The sequence below is a fragment of the Pseudoalteromonas sp. PS5 genome, assembly GCF_004103255.1.
Classification (GTDB): domain Bacteria; phylum Pseudomonadota; class Gammaproteobacteria; order Enterobacterales; family Alteromonadaceae; genus Pseudoalteromonas; species Pseudoalteromonas peptidolytica.
Genome location: NZ_RCSQ01000037.1, coordinates 25,352 through 41,341 on the forward strand (window position 1 = coordinate 25,352; position 15,990 = coordinate 41,341).

Consider the following 15,990-nt stretch of genomic DNA (forward strand, 5'->3'; position numbering starts at 1 on the left):
ACATTTAGCTGCAAAAAGGGCTGACTTCTCGACATAATCATAGAGAGCTAATAATGAAAAAAACAATTATCGCAAGCACCATAGCTGCCATTATGCTAACAGCATGCTCGGAGCAAAAGGTATCAACAAGTCAATCAAATACACCAGCCGAAGCAACAATCACAACTGAAAAAGCAGAATTAGGCACGTTTGGCGTAGACTTAACAGCCCGTGATGAAAGCGTAAAGCCTGGCGATGACTTTTTTATGTACGCCAGTGGTACATGGTACAGTAACTATGAAATGCCAGCAGATAAGACACGCTACGGTGCCTTTACCGCGCTTGCTGAACGCAGTGAAAAGCAAGTCAATGCTATCATTGAAGATATTGTTTCTCGAGAAAACCTGAATGCTCAAGAGCAACTCATTGCCGACTTCTACAACGCATTTATGGATGTTGAAACGCTTAATAAGCTCGGAATCACGCCAATTCAAGGTTTATTAGATGAGATTAAAGCAATTGACAACACTGATGGCCTAACAAAAGCCTTTGGTCAAGCTTGGTTAACTGGTGCCAATTCACCAATTGGTGGTGGTATGTGGTTCAACCGCCTAGACCCTAACAAATATGAAATGTCGATGGGAGCTGGGGGTTTAGGTTTACCTGATCGCTCATATTATTTAGAGGATGCCCAGCGCTTTGTTAATACTCGCGCAGAGTACATTAACCACATTGCCACTATGCTTAAGTTTGCAGGTCTAGACAATACCACAGAGCGAGCACAAGCAATACTTGCTCTTGAAACTAAAATGGCAGAAAGCCACTGGCCACGTGAAAAGCGTCGTAACCGCGACCTCACCCTTAACCAAATTAAGCGTGAAGACTTAGCAAAAGAATATCCTGGGTTTAACTGGGATCTATACTTTGAGCAAACGGGTTACCAAGTACCACAACTCAACATGTCTCAGCCTGATCCGATCAAAGCAATGATTGATCTTGTCAACAAAGAAGATTTAGCGGTATGGAAAGACTACCTGACTTTTCACACCATCAGTGGAAATGCTGGATTGCTATCTGAAGAAATTTTTAATGCCAATTTTGAGTTTTTCGGTAAACATTTAAGCGGCCAACAAGAGCCTCGCCCTCGTTGGAAGCGTGCAGTAAGCCAAATGTCAGGCACACAGTCATTAGGCTTTGCAATTGGTAAAGTGTACGTAGATAAACACTTCCCTGAGTCATCAAAAGAGCAGATGTCTGAGCTAGTTGAAAACCTGCGTAAAGCACTAGGTGAGCGCATTGAAAATCTTGACTGGATGAGCGCAGAAACAAAAGTTAATGCACAAGCAAAACTCGCAGCATTCGTGCCTAAAATTGGTTACCCTGATGTATGGCAGTCATTTGAAGGGCTAACACTTAAGAATAATGATTTAGTTGGCAATGTTCAAAATCTACGTCAATTCTTCAGAAACGACAGTGTGGCAAAAGAGCTTGAAAAAACAGATCGCAACCGCTGGGGTATGACACCGCAACGCGTTAACGCCTATTACAATAGCTCATTCAATGAAATTGTTTTCCCTGCGGCAATCTTACAACCACCATTTTTCGACCCGAACGCCGATCCGGCAGTAAACTACGGCGGTATCGGTGCAGTGATCGGTCATGAAATGGGACATGGTTTTGACGACCAAGGTTCTAAGTCTGATGCAAAAGGTATTCAACGTAACTGGTGGACTGATGCTGACCGCGCTGCATTCGAAGCAAAAGCTGACAAGCTCGCTGCGCAATACAGCAAGTACGAACCTATCGAAGGCAACTTTGTAAATGGTCGTAACAGCCTTGGTGAAAACATCGGCGATGTTGGTGGCCTAGCCATGGCTTACCATGCGTACAAGCTTAGCCTCAATGGTAAAGAAGCGCCTATCATCGATGGCTTAACTGGTGATCAGCGCTTCTTCCTTGCTTGGGCACAAGTATGGAAAGAAAAGCGTACTGAACAAAGCATGTTAAACCAGCTGCGCGCAGGCACTCACGCTCCTGGCCGCTTCAGAGCGTTAGCACCTCGTAACCATGATGCTTGGTACAAAGCATTCGATGTGAAACCGGGTGATAAACTATATCTAGCACCAGAAGAGCGCGTCCGTATCTGGTAATTGGCCAAACTGAAACTTAATAACCTGCCGTCACAGGCAGGTTATATTAGACACGCTTGGGCTTGGTGATATAAGCCGCGAGGAGCCCACTTAAAAAACCAAAAATATGGCTAGAACTACTCGTTTGAGCAGAGAAGTCAAACAAGGTCGCTAAAAAACTTATATTGGCATAGTAAGTCAGCACCAACAGCGCTACAAAGCTCACGATCCCAAGAATGTCTCGATTAAACAGTGCAGCCCCTAGCAATAAGCCAAAGTAACCCATTACGATGCCTGATGCGCCAATGTGATTGGCATTTCCAGCAAACAGCCACACCAGCAGCCCTGTCGCAACCACAATAAAAAATGTTGAACGCTTGAACTTAGGTAATCTCGCAGCCAAATAACCACTGATACTTAGCCCCAGTAAATTACTCATCAAATGCCCCCAGCTACCGTGTACAAAAGGTGCGGTAAAGACACTACTTAAATGGTGAATATCATGAGGCACAATCCCAAATCGATAGACGGGGAAGCCAAAAAGACCACCTAACACCTGTACAACACACATCACCGCCATAGCGTACAAAACTAGCTTAAAATTGGGCGGAAAAATCAAGGCGTATTTACTCATCTTACTTCCGTAACAGACAAAAATAGCGCCCTATTAGGCGCTATTTCTGATTAATTTGCAAACTTAACCAATTGCGTTTACAGCCTTATACTCATCAAACGGCCGACTTATTATAATTAAGACTGTAGTGGTCAACTAATTCCGGACAGTGAATTAAGTTTTTCTTCTGCTACTGCTGGAGCTTGCATATTGTTATGACTATGAGGCCTTCTCCAGTTGTAATAGTTCATCAAGTAAAAGCTAACGTCTTGTTCAGCTTCTTTAAATGAGCTGTAGCCTGTACTTGGAAGCCATTCCGTTTTGAGACTTCTAAATAAACGCTCCATCGGGGCATTGTCCCAACAATTTCCTCTGCGGCTCATACTTTGTGTTATTTGATATCGCCATAGTCTCTGCCTAAATTTGATTGAGCTGTACTGACTGCCTTGGTCAGAATGGAACATAACTCCCCTAGGTTTGCCTCTTTGTTCATATTCTCTATCTAATGCCTTGATAGTTAATGCAGTATTTGGCTTTTCTGACATCGCCCAACCAACAACTCGCCGCGCGTATAAATCAATAACTTCTGCTAAGTATGACCACTTCTGACCAGTCCAAATATACGTAATATCTCCACACCACACTTGATTTAGATTTTGCACATCGAACTCTCGATTTAACAAGTTTGGTATATCAGGGCGTTCATTCACCGCTACTTTTTAAACGTGTGGTCCTGGTTGTTTCGACACAAGGTGCATATCACGCATTATCCGCCTGACCTTGAATAAACCCGCCTCAATCTCTAAATCTGCAAGCATTGCTAAGAGTGTACGACTACCCGAAGCGCCTCGACTGAGATTAAAGCAAGCGTTTAGTTGAGCTCTTAGCTTAATCTCATTGACATCAATGATGTTACGACGTCTTTTATAATCATAAAAACTTGAACGAGCAATATCAAAGACGTTACAGACCATTTCTACTGGTTCGTGCTCACTTAATTGGTCTATTAACGAATATTGTTCATTTCTTCTGACATTAAGAGAGCTGTAGCCTTTTTTAGTATTGATTTTTCTCGCTCTAAGCGATTGATCCGAGCTTCAAGCTCTTGAATCTTTTGCTGTTCAGGGGTCAACGCTTTAGACGTAGGTGTTTCACCGTTTCGTTCACGCTCAAGCTGCTGTACCCAGCGCCTTAAGGCGGTTTCACCAATATCCAAAGAGTGACATGCTTCTTGGAGGGAGTAGCCTTTATCTAAAACTAAACAAGCTGCTTCAAGTTTGAATTCTTTACTAAATGTTCGACGTTTTCTTGCCATTGGACACCTCTAGTTGAGTGGTAATGATACCACCTAAAATAGTGTCCGGATTTATTGAACCACAACACCTACAGCAGCTAACCTTAGTCGTACCTAACTGCTAAAAAATACTAATGCTATAAAAGTTTAAGCAACTTTTATTAGTCAAGTAATACTCATTCCTGGTATCATGCTCACTAAAAACATCTCCCGATTTCCATGAGAAAACAAGTTAAAATAATAGACCTATTTTCTGGTCCAGGCGGACTAGGCGAGGGATTTTCATCTTTTAAAGATGATAAAGGAAACTCTCCTTTTAAAATTGCAATTTCAATCGAAAAAGAAAGAAGCGCACACAGAACACTTATGCTTAGGGCTTTTTTCAGACAATTCGGGAACAAAGTTCCAGAAGAGTATTATGACTTTTTAAAGGGAAAGCTAGGAAAAACTCCTGAAGAGAGATTATACCAAATACCTAAATTCTCTAAACAAGTAGAAACAGCAAGTATTGAAGCCCAAAACCTTGAACTTGGAAAAGATAATAGGGTAATTAATAAGAAAATATCTTCAGCTATTAATGGTGAGGAATGTATCCTAATTGGTGGTCCGCCATGCCAAGCCTATTCCTTAGCTGGTGTTGCCAGAAATCGCAGTAATAAAGACTATGACGCCACTAAAGATCCAAGAAACTTCTTATATAAAGAATACTTAAAGGTTATTGCAAAGTTTCAACCAATAGCTTTTGTGATGGAAAATGTTAAAGGTATGCTTTCAGCTAAAGTAGATGGTGAATCTATCTACGAAACTATTTTTAGAGACCTGCACAACCCGTGTAAGGCGATAAAAATTAGACCCGAAAAAGGACGAACAAAGCATAATTATAAAGTTCTCTCTTTAGAGCTCCCTATTTCAGAAAATGAAAAGATTAAGCCGAAAGATTTTGTTGTGTATAGTGAATACCATGGTATTCCACAAAAAAGACACAGGGTAATTTTAGTGGGTATAAGAGAAGATTTATATCCAAACATGAAGTCTATTTGTCTAAAAAAACAAACCAATTTATGCGCTGTAGAGGATGTTTTATCCGATCTACCTCCCCTTAGGAGCGGTTTATCAAAGGATACTAACACTGATGATAATTGGGTGAAAAGCATTCAAAAGGATGCCAAAAAAACAATCGAATCATTGAGCAATAATGACCAGAACGAAATAGCTTCTGCCATAGAGTCTATTTACAAATCAATAGAAGCACCAGCCGATAAACAAGGAAAAGTTTTTGGTTTACGCAGAACTTCAAACATTAAGAAAAAAGAGTTGCGGGAATGGTATTACGATAAAAGGCTAGAGAGTTTTATAACTAATCATGAAACGAGAGGCCATTTAAATGCAGACCTACAAAGGTATTTGTTTTGTAGTGTTTGGGGCAGTTTAAGTAATCAACTCAAGTGGCCCACTCGAACACCAAAGTCAAAAGATTATCCTAGCTATCTTATTCCAAACCATAAAAATTTTAACAGCGGAAAGTTTGCAGACAGATTTAGAGTTCAACCGTGGGATTTACCGGCAACGACTATTACCTGTCATATTTCTAAAGATGGTCACTATTATATTCACCCTGATCCTCTTCAATGTAGAAGTTTAACCGTTCGTGAAGCAGCAAGAATACAAACATTCCCAGATAATTACTTTTTTGTCGGTAACCGCACTGAGCAATATGTGCAGGTTGGAAATGCCGTGCCTCCACTACTGGCCAAACAGATTGCAGCAAGTATTTACAACCTCATTAATTAGCTGTACATGTACACCATATAGCCCGTTATATGGTGTATGTACTAAAGATGGATAATGTAAATGCGGACTTCATTAACTCTTCGATTTCTTTGCAGTCTTTTATCGCTTCCCACAGTTCTGGTTTTTTAGAATATTCATTGTAGTCTTCACTTGCGGAATATTTCTTTATTAAGCCATTCATCAAAATCATAAACTCTTTTAGATACTCGTACAGATCATTGTCAATATTTTCATCTTTCCATATTTTTTCTAGATTAAAGGCTTTTCCAGATGCAGAGCCATCAGTGTGATTAAATAACACTGATAAAGTGTAAGGAATAACCGCAGCTCGTAATTGCCCTAAAGAGTTTTTTCCTTGACCATAAATTTTTTCCATTCGTCTAAATAAAATAATTTTAGCAATTAACTTTTCGTAAAACTCTCTATCAATACGAACTTTAGATTCTGTTTTTTCTTCGGGATCGATAACTTCGATGAAATGCCTAAATATCTTTTCACCACCTTTCTTTACTAAATGAGGGCAATCCCCCCAAGCAGAGTAGTACTTAGCTAGCTCCATATTTGTAAAGCGACGTTCTCTTGGAAACTCTTTTTTAAGGCGATTACCATTAGAGCCAGCATGCCTAACTTTAGTTAAAAACTCCCCTTTTGCTCGCTCAAAAAACCACTTCAGCCCACTTGGTGTAATGACGCTGTCACTTAAAGATTTTAAAGTTCTCAATTGTGGGCTTTTAGATCGTAAATCAACATTGGATACTCGAGATTGCGTATTGGAAAACTTACTAATATTAGAAATTAAGTTATCTAAATCACTCTCAGCAACGTCTTTAGCAATGTTAATCTTTGCCATGACTTTAACTTTACTAATATCTAACCCTTCTTTATGAGAAAAGTATATTGATGCAGTTGTTTGCCCCCCATTTACTATCTGAAAATCAGTCAGGGTTTCTAGATACAAAGATTTTTTATGAGGTTTAATTGTTGCGTTTGTTGCGGTTACAGTTAACCCATTATTAAACGCTATGAATTGTTCAGGTTTAGTTCTAATTGTTTCCTTAATCCCTTTATTTACACCTTTAAACTGTAAAAATGACCGTACATTCTTTTCAAGTAATCTACTACTGTATCGCTTATATAACCCGGATATAATCTCAGCATCTAAAACACATAAATACGAGGCAAAATTTCTTTCGTCTGCAGCTTGAATTACTTTAATTCGTTTATCGAAATCTCTCGTAAAGTTGATGGTCAAAGGTTCTCGATTTCCCCTTGACTCGATAACGCTAGCTAAAAAATTTAAATCAATAACTTTCTTTAAAACTAGGATATCTTTTGTCATCGATAGGGTATTTTTTTCATATTTGACTTTTAGAAAGCCATCTTCAAAATGAATCTTCCTTGGCTGCACCGATTCACCTTTATTTGAAACGGTCGCTGTCAATGTCAGTAGAAATATTTCGACTACATCAAATTGATCAAGCCCTTCATCTGAGTTTATTTTTGCAATGAGGGATTTAACTACACCGTCCGAATCTTGAACTTTGTCGCTTAGAGTACCTTTTACTGAAAGATTTAAAAATTTAACAGCTTTTTTAAACTGTTTATCATAGTCAGCCTTTAAAGAAACACATAGGTCTTGCTCAGTTGCGGTTTCATCTAAAGATGTCTCATCTATAATAAAAAGTTGTAACCTTTCTTTAGATTCATTAACTGAATACGCATTAATTTTTATGTTGTCGTGACCAGGTGAAAAATAAGACGAAGTAATATCTTCAGAATCGACAACTTTAGCATCTAACATATATGGCAAGAGCTCTGATAACACGGGTTCTTGCCCTATAAGTGAGTCTTCATCTTTAGACGCATCTAAAATATCTTGCCTGTATTTAAATAGCTCTTGAACTTCCATTTATAGCTCTCTTACTCGTAATATGAATTTCGACATTTCAGTTAAATTTAAATCGTATTTAACATTGCTTATATTTGATGGGAGATTCGCAGGTATTATCTTTGGAAAACCTTTTTCCAAACAGTTGTAATCAGTTATTGCCTCAGATTTAAATCGATAATTATCATAAGCAACAATATTTTGTAGTGTTAAACCTTTTTGGTGAAGAGCCTTTAAAACTATTGAAAAATCACCAAATCTTTCAAACGTTAACTCCTTTAACTCTTGGAGTAACATCTTCAATGAAGCACCATTAATCAAATCTTCAGTAACTGAGACAACTGACAAAATTAATTCTTTTCCGGCTTCAATTTCGAGTTGATGTTCACCGGAAATTCTAACCGAAACTTTCTTATGGTCTTTAGTCTTTACTTCAATATTTCTATCATCATAAACAAAGTCATGCCCTTGGTCATATGGCCCAACCCAACCTGATAATACGTCATTGATATCCTTATATTTCAGATATTTAACTAAGTATTTTAGAACAATCAACTCTCCAAAAATTCCCTTAACTATATCCTTAGGTAGCTTGTCAGAAAATTCAGGAGTAAAAAACAAAACCCACCGATGAAAAGTTTGTATAAAAACTTTTGAATAGACGGCAACATCTTCTATATCTTTAATAGCGTTGAAAAGTGATAAAATTAGATCATCAAATAAACCATTAAAGTCGCTATCTAATAATGTCATCACGACGTAACTTTTGTCAGCAAGATATTCCAACAAAATTTTGTCTTTTCTTATGACCTTGAATTTCAAGTCATGATCATTTGGCAGGCTTAGAATAAGACAATGATTGCCTTGCTCATTTATTGCTAAGTAAACGTCAGAATAGCAACTGGAAGTTATTCTTAAAGATTTATACCCTTTTACTGCATTAGACCCAGAGATCTGCTCCCATTTATCAGCCAACTGCTCTACTCTCATTAAGGAGCCTCCTCTTGGAAGTCTTCTGGCAGGGCAGAGTCATCAATCGAGTAGTCTTCTTCAAAAGGCTCATCTTCACTAATGTCGTAATCCCCTTTGACGTAATACCCTCCAGGATCATTTTGTATTGGTGGAAAACCAATAGCATAGCCAACCAAAGGTGTGTCTAAATCAATATTATTAGCATTAACATAATCCTGAAAAATAGGGTCTTCTTTGCCATCCTCTTGGTTAAAAGAATACTTAGAGTCAAAGAGGTAAATGATTAAAATGCCTTCATCTTCAGTCATTTTTTCTCTGTAAACTCGTTCAGGAATCGTTTTGATTTCCTTTCTCGCCTCAGTATTAGAAAGTGAAGGTTTTTTCTTTTGTATATCCCTCACCTTTTCATCGTAAAATTGATTTTCAGCTCGAGCTATTATCTGTTCGCTTAAACGCAGACTTAAGTCTTTTGAAGAGGAAATAATATTAGCGTTTTTCCCTGTCATATGGAATTTATGCTCTTCTAAAAAGCGTTTACGATAATGTTCTTGGCTTAGACTTTGATTAGGCCCACGCCTAATTGACAGCTCAACGTCGGATACTAAATTTGAATTAGCAGCTTTAATAACCCTTTTGCCTTTTAGGTCTTTTGCAGAGCCGGTGATCTTTAGTGCAATTGTCCAGTTATTCAGCTTATTGTTTTCAATACACAACCCAATAAATTGAGTCATTGTTGAAATATCTTCTAAAGAAAAGTTATTTTCACTTTCCAGAAGCTTTATCACGTCATATCCAGTCGCTTCATAAGATAAAAATCCAAGATGAGGCCCCTTTTTCAATTTTGGTGCTATATTCTCTTTAAAGTTACCCCATACTCGATCAATTTTACTTTTTGTGACATCAAACAACGTAGTCATTTCTAATTGATCTTGATAAGACCACTTAACATCAATGGTCCCTTTAAGTATGGAAGGCCTAGTTATTTTCAGTGCCCCAGGATGTTTTTTTACTCTCAAAACGAAGTTTTCAGGAGTACTGTCCTGTCGCGACATTTTCTTAAACTCATGTTCAAGCTCTTCTATACATCTAGTCGTTTGGTTATATTTTAAAATTGCATCTTCTGTCGTAAAGAGTTTGCAACAATCTAGATAACCCGGTCGATATCCAAACCAGCGCCCCATTTGAAGTAGAGTATCCGAATAATTGGTATTTCTTATAAAGTAATTAATGGTTAGCCCTTCAAGGGTAAACCCGCGAGACAAACGATTGCCCCCTATTGCAATATACTTTTTAGGAGAAGCTTTTGAGTACTCTAGCTTTTGCTTAGTGATGCTATTAATAGCTTTGACTTCAATACCTTTTACAGCCTCAGGCAAATATCTCTTAATAGAGTCAAATACCATCGGCGTTAGAAATTCATCAGAGTATTGAGAAGGTAGATAATTACGTATTGACTCAACAATTTCAGCATAATATTTGTACCAAACCTTTTCTATTTGAGCATATATAGACTTGTTAGAGGTTGGATTATCATTGAGTATTGCATCCGTTAGCTCGGATAAATACTTCTCTATTAATAAGCTTGTCGTATTTTGCCACAAGGTAAATCTTGAAATATGAATAAGCATCGTATGATGAGGTTGATACAAAGCAGAGCTTATCATCTCTGGTTTGCGCTGTTCTCTGATAGCAATTGATAAAATAAAACAAATCACAGATTCTTTTAATGATAGAGGTAAATTTTTCGGGAAATTGTCGTAAGACTTAGCTGCCCTTGTATTTGCTCTATATTCCGAATAACTTCCAAAATAAAAATCACTGCCTACCTTTTCGTCCCACTCCCTCTTGTTCGCATAATTTTCTATGCCAATTGGATCGTCTTCGTCCAATACTCTAGTCGGAAATTCAGAAATGTAATCATCCACAGGTGCCGCAATCAGCGGAATTTTTTCTCCTTCAGCTTTATTATCAATAACCTCTAGAGTTTCAAAAATTTGTTTAGCACCAATATAGTTGCTTGGGGAATTTAGTAAGTAAATAAAGTCATCTGGAAAAATATTATCCACCTGCTTTAAAAGCTTTTCTTTTTTTTCACCTTTCTCTTTGTATGTGATCGGCCATTCTTTTGTAGGCTGTTCATTTCGATCTTGGAGTACGTTGGCGAATGGTGTCGCTGTATAGCCTAAGTAAGACTTTTTGTGGAAGAGGCTTAAGAGAGCTCTAATGTGACCGTTTATCTTTGAAGCATATTCATGTCCTTTAGACCCCTCATTATTCAAAGAGGCATTGTCAGCCTCATCATCAATAATCAAAAAAGGAATGCTAAGTTTATCTTTCCCTTTTTCAACATAGTCACTCAGCCAAATAATGAGATTTTTGAGGACACTTACATTTTTCTTACAGACTAGAATATTAGTCTGATTTAACTGAAAGTCAGCATCTACGAGACTTTTTTTAAAGTCAGAGTTAACAGATGTAACAGAAACCACTTGGTTAATTTCAGAGTTTCCTAATTGACCAAACCTGGCAATATTGCCAACTCCCTTTTTACCTTTTTTTCCAGATTCTTCATCAAGGCCTTCACCAATTACGTCACTTTCTATCCTCTGCTGAGTTTGACTTCTTAAGTCCTCCATTATTCCCGACAAAATGATAATTAAGCCATAACCAGTATCTACAGCGCGGTTAATAACAGCATTAAAATTGCCTGTTTTACCAGACTGGACTTCTCCAACCACAAGTCCCTTTACATAAAATTCATCTGAAGAAGATGGATCTCCTAGTTTACTGACAATATCTTCACTCGAACGTTCTGTCTCACTAATTATTTTTCCTGAGCGGCCTGTATTTTTTAAATGCCTTAAATAGCGTTCTGTATAACTCCACTTGATATCATCTTTTCTTTTTGAAGTTAACCAAGATTTCTTTTTGGATTTACTCAACGAATCAGCGGGATCTATTTGAGTTGGATTAATAGACAAGTACTCTTTTCTAGCTAACTCAAAATAACTTCTTAAAGAAATATCATCTACGGTAGGCAAACCTATCATTGGCGCCATTATCGGTATATAGGCTTTTACTTTTTCAAATATTACTTCAAAGTCATTCAATGAAAGATTGTTGGCATCAGATAAATCAGCAGCCAAAGCGTTGATCATCTTTTTAATTTGTTCTACATATTCATGAGCAGACATTATTTAACTCCTTGTAATAATTCCAATACACTTACAGGCAAAGAATCCAAATTGAAACCAAGCTCTGGAATAATGAACTTTTTAATAACTTCTGGAGCAACATCTCGCGCAATAAGATCCTTAATATTAATAATCAGCTCTTCTTCACTAAGACTGGCTGCAACGGTAAAGTCTTGGCTTTCTTGGGTCTTTCTTATTTTATTTATACGGGTATTAACCATAGAAAAAAGCATATTAAGCTTTGCTGATTGCTGTTTATCTAAATCACAAAATAGGCTTTTGATTAGTTCAAACTCTTTATTAATTTCAAGGACTGGTCCCTTACTTGAGATCTTTCTCTCAAAAAGATGAGTATTAGTTCTCTCTTTTGGCTCATTAAACTGTCGAATACCGCGATTATAAAATTCTTTTTCCGCTTCTCGCTTCAGAGCATTTATGTAACCTTGAAAGGCATTTTTTAATTCATGGGGGATGATTACTTGTGATTTAGCAACGTTTAAATGAAGCAAGTGATCGGCATTATTTCCTATTTCTACCTGTAACCTAGCTAGCTGAAGACGAGGGGCTTTTTTTATTAAGCCATTCCAGCCACCAAAAAAAATCAATCTATTAGCTCTATATATGTATATGCCTTCCATGTCCATTAAGCTGCGATTTTTGGTGGTCCAAATAGACAACCCCTGCTTGTTTTCTTGGATACTTCTCGAAGGTAAGATAAAACCCTCTATCTTAATAGAGTCATCTCCAAATTTTCGTTTTCTGAACTCTAGTGACCTGAAGTCATTCTCTTTGATTGGAAACGGATTAAATGGCTTTAATAGTTGATTATTAATTCTGATTTGTAGTTTCTTGTCCTGCTTTTCCATAAAGCGATGAAACACTAAACTAAGATGTTCTGAAATAGTATCAATTTCTTTATATAGTACGTTTTCTCGGTTCTTTTCTTCTAAATATTGTTCGAACTTATAAAGCCCTTCCCAAACTATAATTGTGTTAGCGTCAAAATCAGGAAGTTCATTAATTCGAGAATGGCTTACATTGCTATACTGCTCTAGAGTGCTGGCAATATCTTGACTGGAGTTGATTAATAGATTCCATTCATTGTTTTTAAGCAGTTCTAAATCCCATGTTCTAGCAGAAAACTGAACTTCACCTTTAGACCTAGATATAGTAGTAAACTTTCTTGTTTGAGAGAAAGAGGCCGTTTTCATGCCTAGCCCAAACCTTCCAAGGTCGTCATCTAGCCTACTATTGTCTGGCGATTGGCTTGGAAACTTCATACAGTCCTTCAATTGACTCTCATTCATCCCACAACCATTGTCTGCTAAAAATAGTTTGAATGGCTCACTTTCTGTATCAATCAATATTTCTATTTTATCTGCGCCAGCAGAAATGGAGTTGTCAATCAAATCGGCTATGGCCGCTTCAAAGCTGTAACCTTGTTCTGAAATTGATTTGATAAGATATTCTGGGTTTGGGGTAACATCCTCAAAATTACCTTCCGTGGAGTATTGCGTCATAAGTATCTAACTTCTATAAGCTTTATGTTATATCGGACAATTTTCATTTTGACACAAAAAGAATTGATTCAGTATTAATTTGTGTCAAATCTTGTAGTGAAATTAGAAAGATAGTCAACTCATATCACTCTACTATCCCTAAATCTTCGAGCACAACCGACAATCTCACTAGAAATAAGCGGCTAAACATCAAATTAAAGTGTAACTCCCCCAAAAAATGAAACAGTTCATAAGTAGAATTTTCCATTAACTAAAGATATACCAAAATATACCAAGAAAATATACCAAGGACACCCACCTCTAATTTGTGCCTTTTTTAAAAGTCGGCTACGCTTTAATTCTGCACTCAAGGATTGAGAGAAACAAGCGATGGCGACTGCCCGTAAAAACCAAATCAGCTTAACAGATGCCAAATACTATCATTGCATCTCCCGCTGCGTTAGACGTGCGTATTTATGCGGTGAAGATAAACTAACTGGAAAATCCTATACACATAAGATAAACCAAGGACACCCACCACTAATTTGTGCCTTTTTTAAAAGTCGGCTACGCTCTAACTCTGCACTCAAGGATTGAGAGAAACAAGCGATGGCGACTGCCCGTAAAAACCAAATCAGCTTAACAGATACCAAATACTATCATTGCATCTCCCGCTGCGTTAGACGTGCGTATTTATGCGGTGAAGATAAACTAACTGGAAAATCCTATACACATCGCCGTGATTGGGTTGAAGAAAAGCTCCTGATGTTAGCTACCGTCTTTTGTATCGACGTCTGTGCGTATGCGGTGATGAGTAATCACACCCACATTGTATTGCATGTTGATGATAAAAGAGCAAAGCGCTTATCTGACAAGGCCATAGTGATACGCTGGCACAAGCTATTTAAAGGTAATTGGATAACGTGGAAGTTCGTTGAAGAAGAGCCACTATGTGAGTCGGAGCAATTGATACTCAGTGAATATATTGCCAAGTACAGACAGAGATTGGCAGATATTAGCTGGTTTATGCGGGTACTCAACGAGGATATTGCCCGCAGAGCAAATAAAGAGGATGAATGTACAGGCCGATTTTGGGAAGGCAGATTCAAATCTCAACCCTTGCTAGACGAAGCCGCATTAGCTGCTTGTATGGCATACGTCGACTTGAACCCCATTCGAGCCAAGTTAGCCCCAACGCCTGAAACCTCTGACTTTACCAGTATCAAAAAGCGCATCGACCATGCAAGGCGAGGGAAACAACCAAACAGCCTATTACGATTTGCAGGTAGCCCCCGAAAGAAGATGCCAAAAGGGCTGCCTTTCGAACTCAAGTCTTATCTAGAGTTAGTCGAGCTTACGGGGAATTATATTCGCACCGATAAAAAAGGCGCTATTTTTGAGGCTCAACCAATTTTGTCTCGACTAAACATTGAACCTGATAATTGGATGAAACTCACAACCCAATTTTCTCGGATTTTCCATGGTGCTGTTGGTCGAGAGCGAGTACTCACCGCTTACTGTGAAACACTCAAAAAGCGACGGCGCACAAATCTAGCAAATTGTGAACATTTGCTGGCTTAACCAAATAGATTCTTTAGCGATAACCCCTCAAGCTGCGTTAACCACAGTGCCTTTATGGTGTGCGATACACTGACTTTAGTGTCAGGAAATACGTAAACACTAACAGGAACCTTATTTTCTTAAGCACTTTTGATACGAGTAATAAACAATTTTTTGTGGTTCTAACTAGAAACTACCATAGGGTAGATACTAGTGGGTGTCAGTGTTGTTTTTTTTCAGTGTTGTTTTGTGTTGTTTTTTTATCTACTCTAATTTGCTTTGGTTTTCCGCGCCAAGCAATGATCTGTTTTAGTGTCCTAATCACTCTTTCAGCGGTTAAACTGGTATCCACTTCAATCGCTAATGCTTGTCGATTGAAGTCATCGAGTATATTCAATGTCCTAAAACGATGTCCGTAGCTTAGTGCATCACTCATAAAGTCCATTGACCAAGATTCATTATATTGCTGTGGGGCAGTTAATGGTTCTGGCGTTCTTGTTGGCACACGGCGCTTTCCTTTACGTCTCAAATTGAGTTTTAGCATGTTGTAAACTCGTTCAACACGTTTTTTATTCCAAGGTTTACCCTTATTACGAAGCCTTTTAAATAGTTTAGGCAGCCCCCATCTTTGGTGACGTTCGACCAATGCTAACAACGCGTCGATAACCTCATCATCTGATGGCCGCTTATGTTTGTAATAAAAAACTGAGCGGCTTAGCCCTGCCACTTCACAAGCAAATGCGACGCTGACGTTAAATTGGGATCTTAAATGTTCAACCCAAGCTCTGCGCCTACTTGTCTTTACAGCTTTTTTGCAATGATATCCTCAAGCATCGAGTGCTTTAAGCTCAGCGTTGCAAACATATCTTTTAGCTTACGATTTTCTTCTTCAAGCTCTTTGAGGCGCTTAACATCAGACGCTTCCATGCCACCATACTTTGAGCGCCATTTGTAAAATGTGCTTTGCCCGATACCATGTTTACGGCAAATTTCAGGGACTGGAATACCTGATCCAGCTTCTTTGATCATGCTGACAATTTGAGTTTCGGTAAACTTGCTTTTTCTCATCGT

Annotated in this window: 10 protein-coding genes and 2 pseudogenes; 4 read left to right on the plus strand and 8 right to left on the minus strand. The window is 38.1% G+C overall.

Features of this window, described 5'->3' with window-relative positions; genetic code table 11:
- Positions 1-53 precede the first annotated feature (53 nt).
- A complete protein-coding gene (locus tag D9603_RS04915; protein ID WP_128730490.1) occupies positions 54-2,129 on the plus strand; it encodes a M13 family metallopeptidase in 2,076 nt (691 codons plus the stop codon).
- Positions 2,130-2,175: 46 nt separating this feature from the next.
- On the opposite strand, the gene D9603_RS04920 is transcribed toward D9603_RS04915, so the two are convergent.
- Together D9603_RS04920 and D9603_RS04925 are read right to left on the minus strand one after the other, a co-directional pair.
- Positions 2,176-2,742 carry a rhomboid family intramembrane serine protease gene (locus tag D9603_RS04920; RefSeq protein WP_128730491.1) on the minus strand — a complete coding sequence of 189 codons (567 nt, stop codon included), beginning with the start codon at positions 2,740-2,742 and terminating at the stop codon, positions 2,176-2,178.
- Positions 2,743-2,873: 131 nt separating this feature from the next.
- A pseudogene (locus tag D9603_RS04925) lies at positions 2,874-4,036 on the minus strand (IS3 family transposase).
- A 198-nt stretch (positions 4,037-4,234) separates the two neighbouring features.
- On the opposite strand from D9603_RS04925, the gene D9603_RS04930 reads away from it, so the two are divergent.
- Complete coding sequence (locus D9603_RS04930; RefSeq protein WP_128730492.1) at positions 4,235-5,806, plus strand: DNA cytosine methyltransferase; 1,572 nt, start codon at positions 4,235-4,237, stop codon at positions 5,804-5,806.
- Positions 5,807-5,831: 25 nt separating this feature from the next.
- Here the strand turns inward: D9603_RS04930 and D9603_RS04935 are convergent, their stop codons facing one another.
- The 4 genes from D9603_RS04935 to D9603_RS04950 are packed head-to-tail and all read right to left on the minus strand — an operon-like array spanning position 5,832 to position 13,380.
- Positions 5,832-7,715: an AIPR family protein gene (locus tag D9603_RS04935; RefSeq protein WP_241651585.1), complete on the minus strand. Its 1,884-nt coding sequence runs from the start codon at positions 7,713-7,715 to the stop codon at positions 5,832-5,834.
- Positions 7,716-8,684, minus strand: coding sequence for a PD-(D/E)XK motif protein (locus D9603_RS04940; protein WP_128730493.1), 969 nt, complete (start codon positions 8,682-8,684; stop codon positions 7,716-7,718). It lies immediately after the preceding gene.
- Positions 8,684-11,860 (minus strand): Z1 domain-containing protein, encoded by a 3,177-nt coding sequence (locus D9603_RS04945; protein WP_128730494.1) that lies wholly within the window; start codon positions 11,858-11,860, stop codon positions 8,684-8,686. The genes D9603_RS04940 and D9603_RS04945 overlap by 1 nt, the downstream gene beginning before the upstream one ends.
- Positions 11,860-13,380, minus strand: a complete 1,521-nt coding sequence (locus D9603_RS04950; protein WP_128730495.1) for an ATP-binding protein — start codon at positions 13,378-13,380, stop codon at positions 11,860-11,862. The genes D9603_RS04945 and D9603_RS04950 overlap by 1 nt, the downstream gene beginning before the upstream one ends.
- 369 nt (positions 13,381-13,749) lie before the next feature.
- Here D9603_RS04950 and D9603_RS04955 point away from each other — a divergent pair.
- Positions 13,750-13,878: pseudogene (locus D9603_RS04955) on the plus strand (transposase); the annotation flags it as partial.
- A gap of 90 nt (positions 13,879-13,968) precedes the next feature.
- Positions 13,969-14,940, plus strand: coding sequence for a transposase (locus tag D9603_RS04960; protein ID WP_128730496.1), 972 nt, complete (start codon positions 13,969-13,971; stop codon positions 14,938-14,940).
- Positions 14,941-15,139: 199 nt separating this feature from the next.
- Here the strand turns inward: D9603_RS04960 and D9603_RS04965 are convergent, their stop codons facing one another.
- Together D9603_RS04965 and D9603_RS04970 are read right to left on the minus strand one after the other, a co-directional pair.
- Positions 15,140-15,646: a DDE-type integrase/transposase/recombinase gene (locus D9603_RS04965; RefSeq protein WP_128730497.1), complete on the minus strand. Its 507-nt coding sequence runs from the start codon at positions 15,644-15,646 to the stop codon at positions 15,140-15,142.
- A 74-nt stretch (positions 15,647-15,720) separates the two neighbouring features.
- On the minus strand, positions 15,721-15,987 hold the full coding sequence (locus tag D9603_RS04970; RefSeq protein ID WP_128730498.1) for a transposase: 267 nt from the start codon (positions 15,985-15,987) through the stop codon (positions 15,721-15,723).
- Positions 15,988-15,990: the final 3 nt, after the last annotated feature.